Below are 20,266 nucleotides of genomic sequence, written 5' to 3' on the forward strand. Positions count from 1 at the left end.
TGGTGATGCCAGGCGACAACATCCAAATGACGGTGGAGTTGATCGTTCCGGTAGCTATCGAACAAGGCTTGAAGTTTGCGATTCGTGAAGGTGGCCGCACCGTGGGTGCTGGCATCGTGACCGAAATTATCGCATAAGCTATTGCTTTGAATCAGCACAAACGCGATCAGCCACTTGGTCTGATCGCGTTTGTGCCTCAACCTGCGTTATCAGCAGGCTACGCATGACGAACGGGGGCAACCCCGCATTATTATGTTTGGCCCTGATTTACATCTACAGAGGGTTCTCATGGCAAAGAAAGAAAACCGCATTGTAATCACCTTGGCTTGTACTGAGTGTGGTGATCGCAATTACACAACGACCAAAAATCGCAAAAACGACACAAATCGTTTAGAATTGATGAAATACTGCCCTCGTTTGCGCAAACGCACGTTGCACCGCGAAACGAAGTAGTATTAGAATTGCGCACACGCGGTCGCGCCTAGCGCCCCGCAGCATTTCTATTTCATCAGGAGGTTGTGGTGGCCGTGGCAACAGAAGAAAAAGAAGATTACAAACCGAATCCAATCGCCCAATTTTTCCGCGATGCGTTTTCGGAAATGCGTAAGGTCGTTTGGCCAAGCCGCGAGGAAACTCAACGCTTAACGCTGGTCGTTATTGGCATTTCGTTGTTGGTTGGGTCGATTCTAGCAGTCTTCGACTTGCTATTTGAAACGCTGGTGCGGCTGATCCAATAATTACCCGCCGACTGCGAGGCTCAGAATGTCTGACAACGAAGAAGAAAAATCCATTACTCCCGAAGGTGTCCATTGGTACGTGATTCATACCTATTCAGGTTATGAAAACAAAGTGATGCAAAATCTACGACATCGGATTGAATCGATGGACATGCGGAATCAAATTTTCCGTGTGGTCGTGCCAACCGAAGAAGAGATTGAAATCAAAAATGGGCAACGTCGGACTGTTCAAAAAAAGGTGTTTCCTGGCTATGTGCTAGTTCAAATGGCCATGACTGACGATTCGTGGTATGTGGTGCGTAATACACCAGGTGTCACCTCGTTTGTGGGCATGGGAACCAAGCCATCACCATTGGCCGATGAAGAAGTACGCTTTATTCTGAAGCAAATGGAAGAAGAAGCACCCAAAGTCAAGGTCAACTACGAAATTGGTCAAACTGTCAAAATTACCGATGGCCCCTTCACCGACTTTGAAGGTGTGGTCGATGAGATTGATGAAGAACGTGGGCGCGTGCGCGTGCTTGTCTCGTTCTTTGGCCGTGAAGCTCCAGTTGAGCTTGATTTCTTACAAGTTATTCGCGTTATAGAATAAACACCCGCGACACCTAGTTCGCGAAGGAGTCCTCTGTGGCAAAGAAAGTAACCGCAGTCGTTAAGTTGCAATTGCCTGCTGGTAAAGCAACGCCTGCACCACCCGTTGGTCCTGCACTTGGTGCAACTGGTATCAACATTATGGCGTTTTGTAAAGACTACAACGAAAAAACGTCAGCTCAAGTTGGTACGATTATTCCAGTTGAAATTACGGTTTATTCAGACCGCTCTTTCACCTACATTCTCAAAACCCCACCTGCTGCCGACTTGTTGCGCAAGGCTGCTGGTATTCAGCGTGGTAGCGGCAAAACTGGTACCCAAGGTGCTGGCTCAATCACCCGCGCTCAATTACGCCAATTGGCTGAAACCAAAATGCCTGATTTGAACGCTAACGATATCGAAGCCGCCGAAAAAATTATTGCTGGTACCGCCCGCTCAATGGGTATCGCGATCAAAGACTAAGTGAAAATATGGAGGATGAATTATGAAATAGTTTTCATCCTTTGATTTATACATAGTCAGCCGATTAAATTATTGAAACTAAGCTATGAAGTGATGACTGAACGATTTTTATCCTTCATCCCTCATCCTTCATCCTTATAGATGTTGTGGCAGAAGTTTACACTTCGTAAAGACCACAAGGAGCTAATTGTTCATGGCAAAGCAACACGGTAAAAAATACCTGGCTGCTGCGGCGAAAGTAGAAGCAGATCGCTTGTACACGCCCGAAGAAGCTGCGGCTTTGGTCAAAGAAACCTCGTTCACCAATTTTGATGCAACCGTTGAACTCCACGTGCGCTTGGGTATCGATCCTCGCCATGCCGACCAAACGGTACGGAGCACCGCTTCATTGCCCCACGGCACTGGTAAGAACGTGCGCGTGTTGGTTTTCGCCCAAGGCGATACCGAAAACATCGCTCGCAATGCTGGCGCTGAAATCGTCGGCGGCGATGAGTTGATCCAACGCATCGAAAAAGAAAACTTCATCGATTTCGACGTAGCCGTTGCTACTCCCGACATGATGGGTAAGGTCGGTCGCTTGGGCCGGATTCTCGGTCGCCGTGGCTTGATGCCTAACCCCAAGAGCGGTACGGTTGTGCCTCCTGGCGATTTGCCCCAAGCTATCAAGGCTTTGCAAGGCGGTCGCGTCGAATTCCGCAATGATAAAACTGGTTTGTTGCACGTTGCCATCGGCAAAATCAGCTTCACCCCCGATCAAATCCGCGAAAACTTGGTAGTATTGTTGGATGCGATCAAGGCTGCTAAGCCAAGTGGTTCAAAAGGTGTTTACATCAAGAGCCTTACCCTGACTAGCACCATGGGCCCTGGGATTCCGCTCGATGTGAATGTTGCGCAAGCAACTGCCTAATTGTCACCAACGTCAGCGGGAATGGCTACTGCCGTTCCCGCTATTTTTATGTTTAGCGCTCAGCTTCGTGAATCAGCAAGCTGCAACAGGTCAAAGCACCCTCGGCCTTCGTCAACTCGCTGTTATCCAGCAAAATTAATTGATAGCCACGTTGGCGTAAACGTTCAGCAGTTGCTGGATAGGCCTGATCGTAGAGTAAACGCCCATCGTGTAGCTGCACCACATTCGCTGCAAATTCCTCACGTGGGTCAACGTCGATCACCTGATATTCAGCAAATACCTGCGGATCGACCCACTGCGGATTGAGCAGTACAGTGTTGTGATCAACTGCACACACAGCAGTTTTAAGATGCAAGCATTGGCCTAATTCAACTCCTTGGACGCGATAGCCAAAAGCCTTGGTTAATACCTGCACCTGCTCAACCGCCGCTAGATTGCTGCGGCTCGAAAGCCCAATCCAGATTGTTTTGCCTAAAACCACCACATCGCCGCCATCGAGGGTTGCTGGTTCGCTTAGCCAAACTAGTTGGCGGTAGTTTTGTAATACGCCAGCCATGGCTGCCAACTCGGGGCGACGTGATTCAGCGCCAGGTCGCGTGATGATCGCCAACTCTGGTAAGACCAAGGCCGTATCTTCCACAAACACTGAATCAGCCAAATCTTCGGCTACGGCCAGTTCGACGACCTGATAGCCATTCGCTGCTAGCGTGGTGCAATAGCTGGCATGTTGGCTCTGGGCGCGGCTAAAATCAATTGGCTGACGTTCAAGATGGGTCAATTCACACTGTTGAATCGCCGGACTAACCGGACGCACAATTGCGGTTGGCATAAAAATTGCTATCCTCCTTGGCTACTTCTAAAGATCCACGTATGTACCACAGGCAGTCGTTCTACGATGGTTTACCGTATAATAACAATAGCATTCGCATGTTTGCCAGCACCACGTGTTGGCCAAGCACCAACCTAGGAGGGGTTGCGCCATGGAATTTCGAATGGGTATGTCGCCGGAGGCGCTAGCACAACAAGCCATGTCAACCAAAGCCTCGCCCGCTTTGATTGCACTTAACAATATGCTGGTGCTTTCAACCCACGAATTGCAACAATTGATCCAACAAGAGCTTGAGGAGAATCCCGCTTTAGAGAATGTTGACCTAGAGCCAGATGAAACTTGCTCGCGTTGTGGCCGCCCCTTGATTGAGATGCTCTGTTTATACTGCGTTCACGAAGATCAGCGCTTGGCCGAGGCTGAACGTGGCGATTATACCGCTGCTGGCGAAGACGATGAATTTGATCCTTTAATGATGGTGGCAACTCCTGCCCAACTCAGTGAGGTGTTGCTACGCGATTTACGCGCTTCGTTGCCTGAGCAAGATTATTTTATCGCTGAATATTTGGTTGGCTGTTTGGATGACCAAGGTTTTCTTGATGCCAATACTGCCGATATTGCTGCAACCCTGACGATCGACGAAGAACGGGTGATTGTAGTGTTGCTCAAATTGCAAGATATTGCCCCAGTTGGAGTTGGGGCGCGTGATGTGCAAGAATGTTTGTTGTTGCAGTTGCGCCGTTTAGCTGAAGAAGATGTACATCATCCCTATGTTGAACGGGTAATCACCGAATTTTGGAATGATTTGGCGGAGCATCGTTATGGGGCAATTGCCCAAGCATTAAACGCCGAATACGATGATGTGGTTGGAGTGCGCGAGTTTATTCGTGAACATTTGCGCCCCTATCCGTTAGCGCTTAGTGGCGAAGGTTCAGCCCGCACCAACTATATTATGCCCGATGTGATTATTCGTGAGAACGAAGGCAAGCTCGAAGCTGAAGTGCTGATGTCGGATCGCAGCTTTTTGCGGATTAATCCGCTATATCAATCGTTAGTCAAACGAGGCCGCGAAGCTGAAGCGGAAATGTCTTCCGAAGATCGCGATCATCTTAGTCAATATGTAGCACGTGCTCAAATGTTCCTGACCAACATTCGCCAACGCCGCGAAACCATCCGCCGGATTAGTGAGTTTTTGATTGAAACCCAAGAAGATTTCTTGCGCCAAGGCGTGCGTTTCCTGCGGCCAATGACTCGTGCCGAGGTTGCTGATGGCATTGGGGTGCACGAATCAACTGTGAGCCGTGCGACCGCCAACAAATATGTCCAATTGCCCAATCGCTCGGTGATTCCGTTCAGCCATTTCTTCACGGCCTCGTTGAATGTCAAGGATGTGCTGTTAGAATTGGTGCAAAATGAAGTGCGTCCGCTCACCGACCAAGAGTTGGTTGAATTGTTGGCTGAACGTGGCTTTGATGTAGCGCGGCGCACGATTGCCAAATATCGTAATCAATTGAATATTTTGCCCTCAACCTTGCGCTAAGCAGGGGTTCAGGGAAAGGCTGTGTGATGCAACGTTGGCGACATTGGCTCGAATGGTTGGTGCTCGGCGGATTAAGTGTATTAATTGCCCGTTTGATGTTGCGGTTGTTCGCGGCCAACCCTGAACAGCCGTTTACCCAAATTGTGCTGTGGTTGAGCCAAGGCTTAGTTTGGCCGTTGGCATGGCTTGATCAAGCGCAACCAACGACAGGTGTGCGTTTCGAGCGTGGCACGTTCTTGCTTATTATGCTTGGACTGATCGGGATGGGCATTTGGCAGTTGCGCCAAGCACGGAGAACTAACCATGGAATGGAGTAGCTTCTTTCGGATTGTCGGTTGGACGATCGCCATTGCTGGTGGCTTGGGCTTGGCGGGCCTAGCCTTGATTTGGTATCGACTTAAAAGCCTGAATGTGCCTGATGGCGCTTCCTATCGCGAAACGATGCTGCGTGTGCCGCTCAGTTTGGTGATTGTGCTTGATCTGCTGGATTTGGCGTTTGATGTGTTTGCTGCGCCAATTTCGTGGATTGTGCTGAGCCATTTCAATTTGCAAGGCTTACGCCGCGTGAGCGTGGTCGAGGCTTTGATTCCAGGCACGCAGGTTATTCCGTGGATGACCGTGAGTTGGTTTGCGGTACGGCTGTTTGATCGCTATGCCCAACCAGATGAAAGTGTTGAGCCATGAGCAATGAGGCCACTTTGAAGATTAGCCTAATTATAAATCCGGCTTCGGGTACGTCTGAGCAAGGTGCTTTGCTACTCGAAACGCTCGCCCCAATGAGCGGCGTGACCATCTTAACGACCGATGCTGCTGGTGAGGGCGAACGTTTGGCGCGGCAAGCAGTCGCTGAGGGGGCAGAATTAGTCGTGGCGGCTGGCGGTGATGGCACGATCAACGAGGTTGTCAAAGGCTTACTCGAAGCCGAACGGCGGGTGCCATTGGGCATCATTCCGCTGGGCACTGGCAACGATTTGGCGCGTACTTTGGCCTTGCCAACCGATCCATTAGAAGCATGGAAATTGATTTTGGTTGGCGAACGGCGCAAGCTTGACGTAATCGAGATTCGCACACCTCGCGAATTGCATTATGCCTTGAATGTATCGGCGGGCGGCTTTAGCGGCCAACTCAACGAAGCCATGTCGAGTGAAGTTAAATCGGCATGGGGGCCGTTGGCTTATTTGCGAGGAGCCTTGGGTGTTTTGCCCGATTTGACTAGCTATCGCACCACGATTCAATACGATGATCAAGCGCCTGAGCAAGTTGATGCGCTGAATATTATTATTGCCAATGGCCGAACCGCTGCGGCTGGGGTGCAAGTTGCTCCATTCGCCAACCCCGAAGATGGCTTGCTCGATGTGGTGATTGTGCATTATGGCTCAATTATGCAATTGGCGGGAGCGGCGGCACGCTTATTGGTCAATGGTAATTATCTGAATAGCGAGTTGGTTGAGTTGCGGCGGGCCAAAAAAGTGCAAGTTATCTCCGATCCCGAAATTTGGTTCAACGCCGATGGCGAATTAATTACCAACGAGCCGATTGTATTCGAGGCACTGCCGCAAGCCTTGGAAGTGGTGGTGGGTGCTGAGTATCAAGCAGTAATTGAGGATTCAGGGGCGAGGAGTCAGGGGTCAGGGATTAGCGATTAGGGTTGCTAAGATATTCCTGAACCCTAGCCCCTAGTTGTAATGGTTTATCGCGTTAACAACGGCCAGCATGCCCTCACCCCCTGACCCCCTCTCCCGCACGCCGTGGGCGAGGGGCTGGGGGTGAGGGAACGAGCACTGGTTGCCAACCCAATGAACCCTAGCCCCTAGTCGCTGGCCCCTCGATAAAAGGAGTCTTACTATGAGTGACGATTTACGTGATGAACTGCGCGAGTTAGCAGGTTATCGCAATGAAGAAAGTGATATTTTGGGTGTTTTCAATGCTGATGAAATTGAACAAACCCAAGATTTTACCGTGACCGATATTGAACAAGGCGAAACCGAAGCTTACGCCGATTTGAGCGAACCCTTCGAGTCGCTTGATGAATTAACCAGCGAAAACCTACGCGAAGGCGAAACCGACGATGTGATGGAGGCAATCCAAGAAGGTCTAAGTTATGTGCCACCAATCGACGACCCTTTAAATTTTGATGCTGCGGAGTAGGAACGAGGCTATGGGCTTATGACATCCTAAATCAGTTTGTGATGTGAGGCTCATAGCCATTATTCCTCTGTGCTTCTACATTACTGGCGGATGCCTGATTTCTAACAACTAATCCCAATCCCTCCTTATTCAACCAAACGCCCAGCAACACTATATTCTTGATGATTGAAGGCCGTCTGTACTTGCTCACTGGCAGTGGGAATTAATTGGGTATCCAGTTGCAATCGAAGTCGATCATGTTCATCGCGATAGGGCTTGACCACAATCGTACGCTGCCAGAGCGGATCAGTCGCGGGATAATCGCTGCGTTGATGGGCTCCACGGCTTTCGGGGCGCATCAAGGCTGCCAAAATTGTCGCTTCTGCAGTTAACAACATCGATTGTAAATCTAAAGTTGCGGCTATATCAGCAGCACCAACTGAGCGTTGTTGAGACTGAAACCGCAGCGTATTTAGTTGATCAAGGCTGGCTTCGAGGGTTTGTTCGTTGCGTACCACGCCAGCGCCATGCCAAACCACTTGTTGTAATTGGTCGATTAGGCTGCGTTGGAAGGCTCCTGATTGTTGACTAGCCCAAGCCAAACGCTCAGCGGCTGCTTGCATTTGGGCTTCGTGCAGGCTTTGTTTGCTGTGGTGACGCACATATTCGGCGGCATGTTGGCCCGCAATTCGCCCAAATACCAAAATTTCGGCCAAACTATTGCCGCCTAGCCGATTAGCCCCGTGCACGCCAGCCGTAACCTCGCCCGCCGCATATAACCCAGCAATGTTGGTCGCATGGCTGAAAGGCTCGACCTGCAAGCCCCCCATCGAATAATGGGCAGTTGGGGCAATTTGCATGGCTTCGCGGGTAATATCCACCCCAACCGCCTGAAATTGCTCAACCATGCGTGGCAAGCGTTCGTGGATTAAGCTCGCTGGCATATGACTAATATCGAGCCAAACCCCGCCATGCTCAGTGCCACGGCCTTCAATAATTTCGGTGTAATTGGCCAAAGCCACCCGATCACGCGTCGATAATTCCATGCGTTCAGCATCATAGCGCTGCATAAAACGTTCGCCATGGCGGTTGTAAAGTCGTCCGCCCTCGCCGCGCACTGCTTCGGTTACCAAGGTTCCAGCTAATTCATGTGGGAAGATCATGCCCGATGGATGAAATTGCACCAACTCCATATCAGCCAAGTAGGCACCGACTTGCAAGCCCAAAGCCATACCATCGCCGGTATTTTCGCGCCGCCGCGACGAGGAACGCTGATAGCTATGAATATGGCCGCCGGTCGCCAGAATCACGGCTTTGCTTTCGATCGCAAACTCATGTTGATCGGCCAGCCAAAAGCCGTATGCACCATTGACCCGATTGCCTGTGTGCAGCAAATCACTGATATAGGCGCGTTCGAGAATCGGAATTTGGCGGTACTCAACTTCACGAATTAAGGCTTTGATAATTTCAAGCCCAGTGTAATCGCCAACAAAACAGGTGCGGCGATAGCGATGTGCCCCAAAATAGCGCTGATCGATCAGACCGGAACTAGTTCGGGCAAAAGGCATGCCCCAAGCCTCAAGTTCTGTAATCGCCTTGGGTGCTTGTTGACAGAGCAATTCGACCATGCGCGGGTCGCCCAGCATACGGCCTTCTTGCAAGGTGTCGGCGGCATGAATCGCCCAATGATCGTCAACATCAACCGTCGCCAGTGCTGCGTTGATGCCGCCAGCCGCCAAAACTGTATGAGCATCGGCCTTGGGTCGCTTGCCCACCAGCAATACCTTCAAGCCTTGATCATGCAGTTCGATCGCTGCCCGTAAGCCTGCCCCACCTGTGCCAATTACCAAAACATCAGTTGTATAACGCTGCCGCATAGCATACCTCGTTGTGTCGCGTGAAGCCTTGGCCCAAATCAATTCACCATTGCCCCGTATTGCGCCAAGGCGATTTCGTTGTTGGTATGTACTCTACCGTTAACAAATCGCTACGTCTAAGATATGATTGCTCTAGAAACCATAGCTTTAGGCTATCAATTATCAGGGAGTAACAATGGAATTAAGTCAATTACGCTATTTTGAGGCCGTGACCCGCTTGGGCAGTGTAACGAAGGCTGCCCACGAACAACATATCGCTCAACCATCGTTGAGCAAAGCCCTGCGAGCACTTGAGCAAGAATTAGGGGTGGGTTTGTTTAATCGGGTTGGCCGAGGCGTTGAATTAAGCGATGCTGGCAAATTACTATTGCCCTATGCGCGGCGAATCTTGGCCGAACTTCAAGCAGCTCGCCATGCCTTACAATCTCGCGCTGATCTGACGGTGGGCCATGTCTCGTTGGGCGTTACGCCAACCGTTGGTACGCGGCTAATTCCCCAAGCCTTGGCCGCTTTTAATCGACGCTATCGCGGGATTCAGCTCGAATTGCATGAGGCCGGAGCCAGCGAGTTGGTTGAATTGCTCAATGCTGGAGTGGTCGATTTGGCAATTGTTTCGGCCTTGGTGCATGGTGTCGAATCAACGACTTTGCTAAGCGAGCCGCTGGTGGTGGCGGTTGGTTTGCAACATCGTTTTGCCCAACGCCAGAGCATCGCCGCCAACGAGCTACGTGATGAGGGCTTTATTTTGTTCCCGCAGGGCTACGAACTGCGCAATTATACCTTGCAACTTTGTGAGCAAGCTGGCTTTGCCCCGCGCATTGTGCTCGATGGTGGCGAGATGGATACGGTGGTGAGTTTGGTTGCCGCAGGCTTGGGTGTGGCGGTTGTGCCTCAATTAGCCATCGATCAACGCATAGGTTTGCATGCCTTGATGATCGACACTGGCGGATTGCAACGCACCTTGCGGCTCATCCGCCATAGCCAACGCCAACCCTCGCCTGCTGCCGCCGCCTTACATCGGGTGCTGCACGAATGGGTCAGCCAACATTATCCTAACGCTTCAGCAAATTGACGCGAAAGCGCTTTGGCTCCTTGGCTCATCCACGGCTTAACTGGGGTGAATTTCAGCACTTCCAGCGGTGCAGGAATATAGCCGCCGCACATTCGGTTGATGATCGCCTCGGCAATAATCCGCGTCGGAATGTGCTTGGCATCGGATGGGCGTTGCCAAACGATCCCCAAAGTTTGCTCGCACAAAAATGCGGCGAAGGTATTCAACACCAACAGTTGATAGCATGGATCGTCGCCATAGCGCTGTGGCCGATTGAACCAAGTTTCAAACGCATGGTAATCGGCTTCATTGCCACCAAAGCGTTCGACACAAATTGCGGCAATTGCTATGCTCGGGCGCAGCCAAGCAGGCGTGGCTGTATGCGCAAACCATTGTTCAAGGCTGGGCACTGTGCCAGCAAAATCTTCTTGAATATGCTGGATGGCGATAAGCTCAGTTGGCACAATTTGGTGATCGGAAGGGCGTTGCCAAAGCTCGCCAAAAATCGCCAAGCACAATTCGATGCCATAGGGTTGGTGGAGCAGCATGCGATGGCGTGGATCGATACAATAACTTTTGCTGCTATCAAACCAATGTTCAATCGGCCAATAATCTTGCCACACGCCACCCCAACGTTGGGCCGCACTACGGGCGTGATAATAGGGATGCGACATCAATACCCTCGCTTCTGCCCATTCCAACGAGAAATATCGACTGCCTGACGCAGTTCCTTGGGGAAATACATCACATATAATTCTGGGTTGGCTGGGTGCTGAATCACAGGATAGGGAATGGCATTTGGTTCATTGTTAGCATAGGCTTGGAGATCTTCGTACTCGTAACTGCTATATGCCAAGCCCAAATACCCAACTTGCGCCTGTTGCACGTCCAGCCGATAAATCCCATAAGGCTGTTGATCTAAGAATTCGCTGATCCAATCGAAATTAACCACATCCCAGACTAAGCGTTCTAGTTCTTGGTTGGCAAAGCCGGCACTGAGTGGTTTGGATGTGCCATCGGCTAAGTGATACATACAATAACCTTCATCGGCTTCATCGTTATTATTGAAGATCGACCATTCAAGCGCCACAATCTGCTGCGCTTGCAACAACTCCAGCAAACGTTGGGCTGGGCTAATTGTTGGTTGAAGCAAGGCAGCATCGATGCTCAGTGGTGGGTCGAGTAGCTGACAACTAAGCTCATACAAATCCCACAAATTGAGCGGCAAATTACTCCATGGCTCAAGCCGCTCCTCACGAATGGCCTCGGCGAGGCGTTGGGCCACGGCCAAGGCTTGTTTGGCATTGTGATTTAAACGGGCTTCGGCCAATTGCACCAGTATTTCGGCTAATCGAATCGTTTGCAGCGACGATTCACGCTGGTAGCGCTGGATACACTCGCGATCCTCGCCCAGCCAAAACAATGCTTGAAAGTAGGCCCATTGATAGGTTGCTTGCGCCCATTGGCCTGAGCCAGCAGGTTTGGTTGGTAGCTTGCCAAAACAAGCCTGCAGCGCCGCTTGCTCGCCAGCCATCCGATAGAAATTTAAGCTGGCAATTTGAAACTCAATCGGGGTAGCTTGCTGGGCTGCTGCTTGCTGCAAATAGGTTGAGGCCAGCGGATCACGCAAATAGTAGGCACAACGGGCAAGCTTGACCCATTCATAGGCTCGCAGTTTATCGAGGCCTTTGGATAGCACGTCGCGAAACGCATTCAGCAAACTTTGGCGGTGGAGTTGCAGAGTGGGGAAATCAGCCACAATTCAATATTCTCGCTAGATCAATCGCCCTAGCTATACTAGCAAATTGTGTCAACGACTGTCACATATACCAAAAAATGTTATTTTTAGCTAAAATAATGACGCGGCGCTACTCAAAGCAGTGCCGCGCAAATAGTCAAGCAATTTATTCAGTGGTTAGGGCTGGCAAATACATGCGGTTGGGAGTACAGGTGTCGCTAGCCAAGAAGGCGATTGGCGACGAGCCTAAGACGGTGCCTTGGCTATCACGGGCACGCACTTGCGCAAAACAATGGTCGCTGTTGGTTACTAGCGTGCTGGTTTCAAAGCTGGTTTTGGGGGTGGTATTTTGCAAACTCAAGGTTGCAGTGGTTGCTCCGGTGTACACTTGGTAATCGGCGACCTTGGTTGCACCATTCCAGCTATAGTAGAGAGTTGTGGTGTTGCCATTGCTTTCGGGCACTAAGGTTGGCGGCCAAAGTGGCTCACCCTCCCATTCGAAGCGTTTCGCACGATAACTAACCATTGGCGCAGCCGTTGTTAACTCGAAAACTGGCTCGCCTTGTGGATTGAACTCCGTATACAGCGGGCGGGTGCTGCCCCAGCCAACTCCCGTATTACCATTGCTGAGGCGCTGAGCACTGCCCATGGCAATCCCATATTGATCGGGATTGGTGCGGAAACTCTGAACTAAACGAGCAGTTTTACGGGTTTCGTCAAGCTGATATTCCATTGCCATTGAGAAGGCATCAGCAGCAGGCGGCAGGCTGTTCCAATTATTAAACAGCAGCAGATTGCCATTTTCCAAACGTCGAATATCGTGCTGATGAAAAAACCGTGGGCTATTTTCCAGAAATTGAAATTGATTGCCCTCACCACCAAAGCGCCAAATAACTGCGCCTGTTTGACGATTGATTTTGGTGATCTCATCGGTATGGCGGCTAGAAATCAACCAATTGCCATCAGTATCAACGTCGATCGCATTGCCATGAATATAATCGACTGGAGCTGTGCCGAGTAGGCTATGGCTGGTATCATAAACCGGAATATGCTCGATTGAACGCCATTGGAAGATCACATTGCCCACTGTATCCAACTCTTGCAGCACTAATTCGGTCAGTGTAGCGTTGGCTTCGCCGCCATAGGGGCTTAAATCGTAGGGAATATTGGCGTAAATCATAAAAATGGCATGCCCATTAGGCTGAAGCAAAAATTCATGGTAGTCAATTTGGTAGCCATTGCCTGCTTGATAGCGCCCAACTTCTTGGTAATGTTCGTTTAACACATGATATCTGAAGGTCAGGCTATCGTAATAGGTCAGCCGATTCTCGGCAACTTTGCGAAAATCGAGCAAGAAATTGCCTGGCCCACCGCCTTGATGATAGATCGGCGTTCCAGTGTTATCAACCATCAGAATATAGCGGTTGGGAGTGTAATTACTTTGCCAACGAAATGGGCTAACAAAAATATAGCCAGGCGTGTTACTGATGGTTAAAGTAACGGTTAATGGTGGCAGATTAAATGGCAGCGTGCGGAGCGTTTGATTGCCTCCACTTGGCTGCTCCGATTGTGGTTGATTGGTGCGATCGGTAGCAAGCTCGGCTTGAAGTCGCTTGACCTGATCGGTTTGTTCGACCAAGCGTTCAACTACTTCAAACGACCAAGTTTGCTGATCAAGTTCAGCAATATCACTACTTTTGATCGCTACCCGCACGGTTTCGCCTAGCGCAAATGGGCTGGTTGGCTTAAAAATAACCGTGCGTTGATCTTCGGCTAGCACAACCTCGCCTGGATGCAAGCCGCTACGCGAGCCAACAACCTGAAACTCCAGCGTTGCAACCGCAGCTTTGCTCAAGCTTGGCCCTAAACGAATTGCAATCGTATTGGTGGGGTTGACCGCCTTAGAAAATGGGGCAGGATTGCGGTATTCGACCAGCGGGGCTGCTTGGGCCGGCTGGCGTGGGGGAAAACTGAAACTCAGCACCACGATCAGGATGCAGATACATCCAAATAATTGTCGCATTGCTAGCTTCCTCCTTAGGCTAAGCAACCCACAACTGGGCTGCCTTAAGGTTTAAGCGAGCATCAAAGGGGCGATGCTCATAAAAAAACAGGGCAGTTTGGACTGCCCTGTCTGGATTTTATTTGTGTTGAGGGAGATAAACGTTGAAGGTTGTGCCTTCGCCGATCACGCTTTGCACCTCGATTGTGCCGCCATGCTCATCGACGATGCTTTTGGTAATTGCTAAGCCGAGGCCAGTCCCTTCAATTGGCGAATCAATATCACGCTTGACGCGATAGAAACGCTCAAAAATATGCGGCAAGGAATCTTCGGGAATTCCCAAGCCGCTATCTTGGATTTGCACATGCATTTTAGCATCGCCATTATTAGCGCGAATTTGGACCTGCCCCCCGCTTGGTGTGTATTTGATTGCGTTCGAGAGAATATTGGTAAAGACTTGGCGCATCCGCGAAGGATCGGCCACCAAGGGCAAACTGGACGGAATTTCAGGCTGCACGCTGATTTGACCCATTTTGGCCCGCAGTTTCAACTCGTCGATGACTTCGCGCAAAACCACGGCCAAATCAGTTTCTTGCGGCGAAATGCCAATTCCCGCTTCAATTTTGCCCAAATCGAGCAAATCGCTGATCAAGGCGGTCATCGCACCGGTGTTGCGCACAACTGCTTGCAAGGCATCGCGCTGCATCTCGTTGACCGTGCCCATATGCCCGTCGGCAACCAATTGGGCATAGCCTTGAATCGCGGTCAATGGCGACTTGAGGTCGTGTGAAACCATCGAAACAAAGCGGCTCTTGATTTGGTCTAGTTCTTTGAAATGGGTAATATCTTGCAGCACAATCACTTGGCCACCCAAGGAGCTGTTTTGCAATGGCGCAGTATTGACCGCATAATAGCGATTGCTGATGGCAATTTCTTTGCTTTCGTGATCTTCGCGGCGGGCTAGCATTGCCAACATCGGGAAGAAGGTCAGCAAGGGCTGATTGACCAAGCGACTATTGGAAACTCCGGCAATCGCGCCAGCGGCAGGGTTGGCAACCACAATTTGGCCTTCATCAGTCAGCAAAATACCGTCGCTGACCGATTCAATCACCGCCGCCAAGAGCGTGCGCTCCTCGGATGCAGTGACATATAGCCGTGCACTTTCCATGGCTACCGCTGCTTGGCCTGCCAAGGCTGTGAGCAATTGACGCTCGTAAGCATCAAAGGCATCGCGGCGCTCATCAGCAGCAATCAACAAGCCATTGATCCCATCGCCAAGCATCAAGGGCACGCCAATCCAGCTTTCGCCCAAGGGTTCTTCGTTATTGACCAAAAGTTCAATTTGACTGCCAGCCGAGGTTAACAATACTGGCTCTTGATCGTTCAGAGCGGCGCTAATCGGCCCCAACTTCAACAATGGTTGTTCTTGGCCGTTAATCAAGGAAACCAAGGGCAACGTGCCTTGTTTATCATCGACATGCAGCAGCGCCACCATCGAAGCATCGAGCATTTCGGCACAGCGATAGGCGACTTTTCGCGCTACTTCCAGCGGATCAAGCGAGCTAGCCAATTCGCGGCTGGTCGAATTCAAGCCTTCAAGGTCAAACACTCGCTGCTCTAGCTCAGCAAATAAATTGGCATTTTCAATCGCTACGGCTGCTTGAGCCGAAACCGAACGCACCAATTCCAAATCGGCAGCACTAAAATGGTCGATCCGTGGGTGGGTTAAGGTCATCACGCCGAGCACTTGATCTTCGCGCAGCAAGGGTACAGCCAAGGCCGAACGTACCCGACCACGCGTTGAGGGCAATTCGACCCAGCGTTTATCAACGCGCACATCGGCAATCCGCGCGGCTTCACGCTGACGAAAGACCCAGCCCGAAAGCCCCGCTTGCAACAGCGCCGCCGCTACCGATTCGGTCACCGATTGATCCATACCATACCGCGCAACGATGCGCTGGGTCGTGCGGCCATCTTGCGATGAGATGATGATGCTGCCACGTTCAGCGTTGACTGCTGCCACGGTGTGTTGAATAATTCGCGAAAGCAATTGATCGGGGTCGAGCGAGCTAGCCAACTCGCGGCTGATGCCATAGAGCAAACGCAAGCGGTCGCGTTCTTCGCGCACTGCATTGAATAGGCGCGTATTAACCAAGGCCATGCTCAAGGCATTACCTAGCGAGATTAAAAATGGCGGCGACCATGCTTGGGTTTTGCGGCTTGAGCCAACTAGCACCAAAGCCATCAAGGCTTGTGGGCCGGCATCAAGTGGCAATGCCCCCCAAGCAACCTTGCCGCCAACGCTGCTACACAGGCTTTGCAGCAATTCATAGGGCAGTTCGGCCAACCACGGCGGGCGATCTTCCCAAACGATCGTCGCTTTGCTCAGCGGGCTGGGCGGAAACAATTCGGCTAATTGTTGAATCAGTTGCTCATTCAGGCCAACGTGTCGCCATAAATGCCAGCGCATGCCATTTTCAGCGGCGGTGTAGAGCAAGGCCACTTGAGCGCCAGTTGATTCGGCGATTGCGCTCAAGGTGGCATCGGCCATCGCAACTGGCTCCAGCGAGCGCCCCATTTGGCGGGCGATTGCCGCGATCGCTGAAAGCTCGGCAGTACGCTGACCATCGGCACGCCGCTTGGAAACCGCTGCTGAAGCCCGATTCAAGGCTGCTTGCACCGTTGGCAACGAAAAGGGCTTCAAAATATAATCGTAAGCCCCTAAGCGCAGCGCACGGGTGGCACTTTCCAGCGAACCATAGCCAGTCATGACGATAATCGGCATGTCTGGGCGATTTTCGCGCACCCATTGCAACACCGTATAGCCATCAACATCAGGCATGGTAACATCAGTCAGCACGACATCAACGTCGCTTGCTTGGAGCGTGGCAATGCCCGCAGCACCCCCAACCGCCGTGGTTACGCTGTAGCCTTGCCCTTCCAATAACAACCGCAACTGACCACTCAAGCGTGGCTCGTCATCGACCACCAAGATCTGTAATGGCAACTCATTCATCGGATTAACCAATCAACAATTCATCGGAATCAAGATCAGGCGATTGGCTGCGTTGGGCTGCAACTGGAATGCGCAAGGTAAAGTTCGAGCCTTGATCCACGATGCTCTCTACCGAAATTGCGCCGCCAACTTGTTGCAAAATACCATAAACAACAGAAAGCCCAAGCCCCGTTCCCGTCACACCTTTAGTGCTAAAGAATGGCTCAAAAATACGTTCGCGATGTTCGGGGGGAATCCCAATTCCGCTATCTTCAACATTGACAAAAATTTGCCCCTTTTGATGGGCCGTGCGAATGGTCAATTTGCCCCCATCGGGCATCGCATCAATCGCATTGCGCACCAAATTGATCAAAACTTGCTTGCAGGCATCGCTGCTAATGTTTGGCGCTGGCAGATCGGTCGCCAACTCTTGGTACAGTTTAACATTGGCTTTATCAAGTTGTGGTTTGGTGATGTGCATCAGTGAAATAATCAAATGATTGAGATCTGGCGGCACACCATCATTATTGGGCTGATAGAAATTCACCAAGGTATAGAGCAACCGTGCAATCCGCGCCACTTCTTCATCTAGCCCTTGCACCAAATCGCCAAGTGCCGTGCCAGGCGTATGTTGTTGGGCCACCAACTCCAAGCCCGAGCGAATAATCGCCAGCGGATTGTTGATTTCGTGAGCCAGCGAAGCCGCCATTCGCCCCATGCCCGATAATTTTTCCGCCTCAACCAAGCGCCCTTGGGTTTCGCGCAATGCGCTGTAGGTGCGGGCATTGTGCAAGGCAATCGAGGCATAGTCGGCCAGCATCTGCATCAAACGCTCATCGCCTTCGTCGAAGTTGCGGCGATGGGTTGTCGCGGCGACGGTCAAAACCCCCAAGGCCTCAGTCCCAACCAGCAACGGCACCATGAGCACAGCTTGGGCCAAATAATTAGCTTGCACCCGAATCCCATCGCGCTCAGAATTGATTCGAATTGGTTTGTTAGTTTTGATTGTGCGCGTCGCCAGCTCGTAATCGGTATGTTTGCTTAGCTCACGCAAATGCAATGGATTAATATTGTGTGAGGCTCGCACAACCAACTGATTATCATCAATTAATTGGACAAAGCCCTCATCGGCATTCGAAAGAAAGACCGAGGCTTCAACAATTCGTTCAAGCAAATTGCTGGCATCAAGTTGGGCGGTTACAGCCTTACCAACCCGATGCAAAACCGTTAATTGGCGCACTTGGCCTTGTAATTGACCAAGCAAGATTTCTTTTTCACGTTGTAAACGCCACTCACGCAGCGCCCGATCAATCGCCTGAGCAACATCTTGCGGCTCAAAAGGCTTGATCAAATAATCGCGCACGCCCATTTTGAAGGCCGTTACAGCGATGCGCTCGGAACCTTCGGCGGTCATCAGCAAAATTGGCACGGTATTGCCATCGGTGCGCAGCTTGCGCAGCAAATCCAACCCGGTGGTATCAGGCAGTTGATAATCGAGCAAAATGAGGTGCGGATGATGTTGGGTAATCGCGTTTAGCCCATTTCGCCCAGTTTCAGCCAACACGACCTGATAGCCCAGCGAACGCAATTGAGCCTGAAGTTTGACCCGAATTGCTTCGCTATCGTCGATCACTAGAATCGTTTCTTGACCACTTGCCATAGGCTCGCCGTTCTACAATGCTCAACAAGGAGATTCTCGCCAAAATCATACGACAGAGAAGCGTAGAACGCAAGGACAAATGAAAAGTCAAAAGGCAGAAGTCAAAAAGCAAAAGAATATAAAAGCTAGAGACAAAAGCTTGAGATGATTTAACCGCAAAGGAACACGAAGAGCACTAAACTTATAGGACAAAAGCCTTAGCGTTCTTAGCGTTCTTCGTGGTTTCAATCCTTTGCGCCTCTGCATTAAATTAATCCTGCCCTAGACGACCAGATTATCGATTAAACGGGTTTTGCCGATGCGCACTGCCAGTGATACCAACGCGCCTTGCTGATTGATCGTGGCTAGTTCTTGCAAGCTGCGCGGATCGGCGATGCTAACATAATCGACTTGGGCTAGTGGCTCTTGAGCCAGCGTTGCTAGCATCAATTGGCGAATAGCCTCAGCATCGGTTTGGCCAGCAGCATAGGCGGTTTGAGCGGCTAGCAATGCCCGATAAAGCACCGGAGCTGCTGCGCGTTGCTCAGCATTTAGGTAACTGTTGCGGCTGCTCATCGCCAAACCATCGGCCTCACGAATCGTCGGGGCGATTATCACTTCTACAGGTATAGCCAGATCGCGCACAAATTGGCGAATAACGACGGTTTGCTGGGCATCTTTTTGACCAAAATAGGCTTTGGTTGGCTGAACGACATTAAATAGTTTGGTCACAACCGTGGCTACGCCGCGAAAATGGCCTGGGCGGCGAGCGCCCTCAAGTGGTTCGGTCACTCCTTCGACTTCAACATAACTGCTAAATCCCGCTGGATAGATTTCTTCGACGCTGGGCATCCAGACCAAATCGCAACCAGCCGCTTCTAACAACGCTAGGTCGCGTGGCGTATCCCGCGGATAGCTCGCAAAGTCTTCGTTGGGGCCAAACTGGGTTGGATTGACAAAAATCGAGGCGATCGCCACTCCGTTTTCGGCTTTGGCTTGTTGAACTAAGCTCAGATGCCCAGCATGCAAAAAGCCCATGGTTGGTACAAAACCAACCTCAGCCCACTGGCGACGCGCCGCCCGAACTGCTTCAATCGTTGTTACAACTTGCATTATTAGTTCCTCAGCCACAAAAACGCTTGCTAACAAATATCTTAATTCAATCTGCACGAAAGCGCCAAATTGGCAGTTTTGTAACGGGAATTTTTAATTTATACCAAGTTTTGCCTAACATTTTGATAACACGAAATGACTTTTTTTGATTGAGGCTTGCTTAATCTCAGCTTGGGCATGATATAGATCTGGATGTTTTATTAAAAAAATCTAAAAAATTAAGTTGCGTTAATTATTTAACTATGTTAGCATCATGCACATATGAACAAATTTGCATGAATATGAAAGTATTCCAATGACTGTAATAAGTTTCTATTGATGTAATTTGTTAAAACATGAATTGACAAAAAATGATTATTTCGAGCCTAGTCGGAATTATTGAGAATCATTCTTGGTTAAATTAACCTAAGTTTGGCTCAGATTTTGATAGAATTAATCATTCGATTGTCTAATTTATTAATGACGGTAATGACTTAGAAATGATGGATTGAACATTATTTCTATGATCTAGTTCGATTTGTGCTGAATGATTTATCTTGGCATCTTATTATTCCTGCTATTCGGCACACACTTTTTTTTAGGCTTTGTTTTTAATGATTGTTAAGGATTTACCGATTGATTTAATTATTGTGATGCGCCGAAGCGTTGCAATGTCGTTGCT

At 50.4% G+C, this 20,266-nt stretch carries 20 protein-coding genes; 12 read left to right on the forward strand and 8 right to left on the reverse strand.

Annotated elements, in window-relative coordinates; genetic code table 11:
- The 6 genes from ABEB26_RS18400 to rplA form a co-directional block, all read left to right on the forward strand.
- Nucleotides 1-137: EF-Tu C-terminal domain-related protein (locus tag ABEB26_RS18400; protein WP_486348286.1), on the forward strand; the 137-nt coding region annotated here is incomplete at its 5' end.
- 151 nt (nucleotides 138-288) lie between these two features.
- The gene (gene rpmG, locus ABEB26_RS18405) at nucleotides 289-453 is read left to right on the forward strand and encodes a 50S ribosomal protein L33 (RefSeq protein WP_041303786.1); all 165 of its coding nucleotides are present in this window, start codon (nucleotides 289-291) and stop codon (nucleotides 451-453) included.
- A 68-nt stretch (nucleotides 454-521) separates the two neighbouring features.
- Nucleotides 522-737, forward strand: coding sequence for a preprotein translocase subunit SecE (gene secE, locus ABEB26_RS18410; RefSeq protein WP_041303789.1), 216 nt, complete (start codon nucleotides 522-524; stop codon nucleotides 735-737).
- A gap of 25 nt (nucleotides 738-762) precedes the next feature.
- Nucleotides 763-1,329 carry a transcription termination/antitermination protein NusG gene (gene nusG / locus ABEB26_RS18415; protein WP_345723503.1) on the forward strand — a complete coding sequence of 189 codons (567 nt, stop codon included), beginning with the start codon at nucleotides 763-765 and terminating at the stop codon, nucleotides 1,327-1,329.
- A gap of 35 nt (nucleotides 1,330-1,364) precedes the next feature.
- Nucleotides 1,365-1,790 carry a 50S ribosomal protein L11 gene (gene rplK, locus ABEB26_RS18420; RefSeq protein WP_012187682.1) on the forward strand — a complete coding sequence of 142 codons (426 nt, stop codon included), beginning with the start codon at nucleotides 1,365-1,367 and terminating at the stop codon, nucleotides 1,788-1,790.
- A gap of 193 nt (nucleotides 1,791-1,983) precedes the next feature.
- A complete protein-coding gene (gene rplA, locus ABEB26_RS18425; RefSeq protein WP_345723504.1) occupies nucleotides 1,984-2,697 on the forward strand; it encodes a 50S ribosomal protein L1 in 714 nt (237 codons plus the stop codon).
- A 52-nt stretch (nucleotides 2,698-2,749) separates the two neighbouring features.
- Here rplA and ABEB26_RS18430 read toward each other — a convergent pair whose 3' ends face one another.
- Nucleotides 2,750-3,526, reverse strand: a complete 777-nt coding sequence (locus tag ABEB26_RS18430) for a dimethylarginine dimethylaminohydrolase family protein (RefSeq protein ID WP_345723505.1) — start codon at nucleotides 3,524-3,526, stop codon at nucleotides 2,750-2,752.
- Between the two features lie 151 nt (nucleotides 3,527-3,677).
- Between ABEB26_RS18430 and rpoN the strand changes: the two genes are divergently transcribed.
- The 5 genes from rpoN to ABEB26_RS18455 all read left to right on the forward strand — a co-directional run bounded on the left by rpoN (nucleotide 3,678) and on the right by ABEB26_RS18455 (nucleotide 7,211).
- Nucleotides 3,678-5,063 carry an RNA polymerase factor sigma-54 gene (rpoN, locus tag ABEB26_RS18435; RefSeq protein WP_345723506.1) on the forward strand — a complete coding sequence of 462 codons (1,386 nt, stop codon included), beginning with the start codon at nucleotides 3,678-3,680 and terminating at the stop codon, nucleotides 5,061-5,063.
- A gap of 26 nt (nucleotides 5,064-5,089) precedes the next feature.
- Nucleotides 5,090-5,380 (forward strand): hypothetical protein, encoded by a 291-nt coding sequence (locus ABEB26_RS18440; RefSeq protein WP_345723507.1) that lies wholly within the window; start codon nucleotides 5,090-5,092, stop codon nucleotides 5,378-5,380.
- A complete protein-coding gene (locus ABEB26_RS18445; RefSeq protein WP_345723508.1) occupies nucleotides 5,367-5,747 on the forward strand; it encodes a hypothetical protein in 381 nt (126 codons plus the stop codon). Before ABEB26_RS18440 ends, ABEB26_RS18445 begins: the two co-directional genes overlap by 14 nt.
- Entirely contained in the window at nucleotides 5,744-6,709 is a 966-nt protein-coding gene (locus ABEB26_RS18450) for a diacylglycerol/lipid kinase family protein (protein ID WP_345723509.1), read from the forward strand. Before ABEB26_RS18445 ends, ABEB26_RS18450 begins: the two co-directional genes overlap by 4 nt.
- Nucleotides 6,710-6,908: 199 nt before the next feature.
- Nucleotides 6,909-7,211 (forward strand): hypothetical protein, encoded by a 303-nt coding sequence (locus tag ABEB26_RS18455; RefSeq protein WP_345723510.1) that lies wholly within the window; start codon nucleotides 6,909-6,911, stop codon nucleotides 7,209-7,211.
- Nucleotides 7,212-7,336: 125 nt separating this feature from the next.
- On the opposite strand, the gene ABEB26_RS18460 is transcribed toward ABEB26_RS18455, so the two are convergent.
- On the reverse strand, nucleotides 7,337-9,067 hold the full coding sequence (locus tag ABEB26_RS18460; protein ID WP_345723511.1) for an FAD-binding protein: 1,731 nt from the start codon (nucleotides 9,065-9,067) through the stop codon (nucleotides 7,337-7,339).
- Nucleotides 9,068-9,242: 175 nt separating this feature from the next.
- On the opposite strand from ABEB26_RS18460, the gene ABEB26_RS18465 reads away from it, so the two are divergent.
- Nucleotides 9,243-10,139, forward strand: a complete 897-nt coding sequence (locus tag ABEB26_RS18465; protein ID WP_345723512.1) for a LysR family transcriptional regulator — start codon at nucleotides 9,243-9,245, stop codon at nucleotides 10,137-10,139.
- On the opposite strand, the gene ABEB26_RS18470 is transcribed toward ABEB26_RS18465, so the two are convergent.
- The 6 genes from ABEB26_RS18470 to panC form a co-directional block, all read right to left on the reverse strand.
- Nucleotides 10,115-10,792 (reverse strand): DUF6915 family protein, encoded by a 678-nt coding sequence (locus ABEB26_RS18470; RefSeq protein ID WP_345723513.1) that lies wholly within the window; start codon nucleotides 10,790-10,792, stop codon nucleotides 10,115-10,117. The two genes, ABEB26_RS18465 and ABEB26_RS18470, sit on opposite strands and share 25 nt — an antisense overlap.
- Complete coding sequence (locus ABEB26_RS18475; protein ID WP_345723514.1) at nucleotides 10,792-11,877, reverse strand: hypothetical protein; 1,086 nt, start codon at nucleotides 11,875-11,877, stop codon at nucleotides 10,792-10,794. Before ABEB26_RS18475 ends, ABEB26_RS18470 begins: the two co-directional genes overlap by 1 nt.
- A 145-nt stretch (nucleotides 11,878-12,022) precedes the next feature.
- Nucleotides 12,023-13,879, reverse strand: coding sequence for an arylsulfotransferase family protein (locus ABEB26_RS18480; RefSeq protein WP_345723515.1), 1,857 nt, complete (start codon nucleotides 13,877-13,879; stop codon nucleotides 12,023-12,025).
- A 118-nt stretch (nucleotides 13,880-13,997) separates the two neighbouring features.
- On the reverse strand, nucleotides 13,998-16,874 hold the full coding sequence (locus ABEB26_RS18485; RefSeq protein WP_345723516.1) for a GAF domain-containing protein: 2,877 nt from the start codon (nucleotides 16,872-16,874) through the stop codon (nucleotides 13,998-14,000).
- 4 nt (nucleotides 16,875-16,878) lie between these two features.
- Nucleotides 16,879-18,513: a hybrid sensor histidine kinase/response regulator gene (locus ABEB26_RS18490; RefSeq protein WP_345723517.1), complete on the reverse strand. Its 1,635-nt coding sequence runs from the start codon at nucleotides 18,511-18,513 to the stop codon at nucleotides 16,879-16,881.
- Nucleotides 18,514-18,774: 261 nt separating this feature from the next.
- Nucleotides 18,775-19,605 carry a pantoate--beta-alanine ligase gene (panC, locus tag ABEB26_RS18495; RefSeq protein ID WP_345723518.1) on the reverse strand — a complete coding sequence of 277 codons (831 nt, stop codon included), beginning with the start codon at nucleotides 19,603-19,605 and terminating at the stop codon, nucleotides 18,775-18,777.
- Nucleotides 19,606-20,266 lie beyond the last annotated feature (661 nt).

This window comes from Herpetosiphon gulosus, assembly GCF_039545135.1.
Classification (GTDB): domain Bacteria; phylum Chloroflexota; class Chloroflexia; order Chloroflexales; family Herpetosiphonaceae; genus Herpetosiphon; species Herpetosiphon gulosus.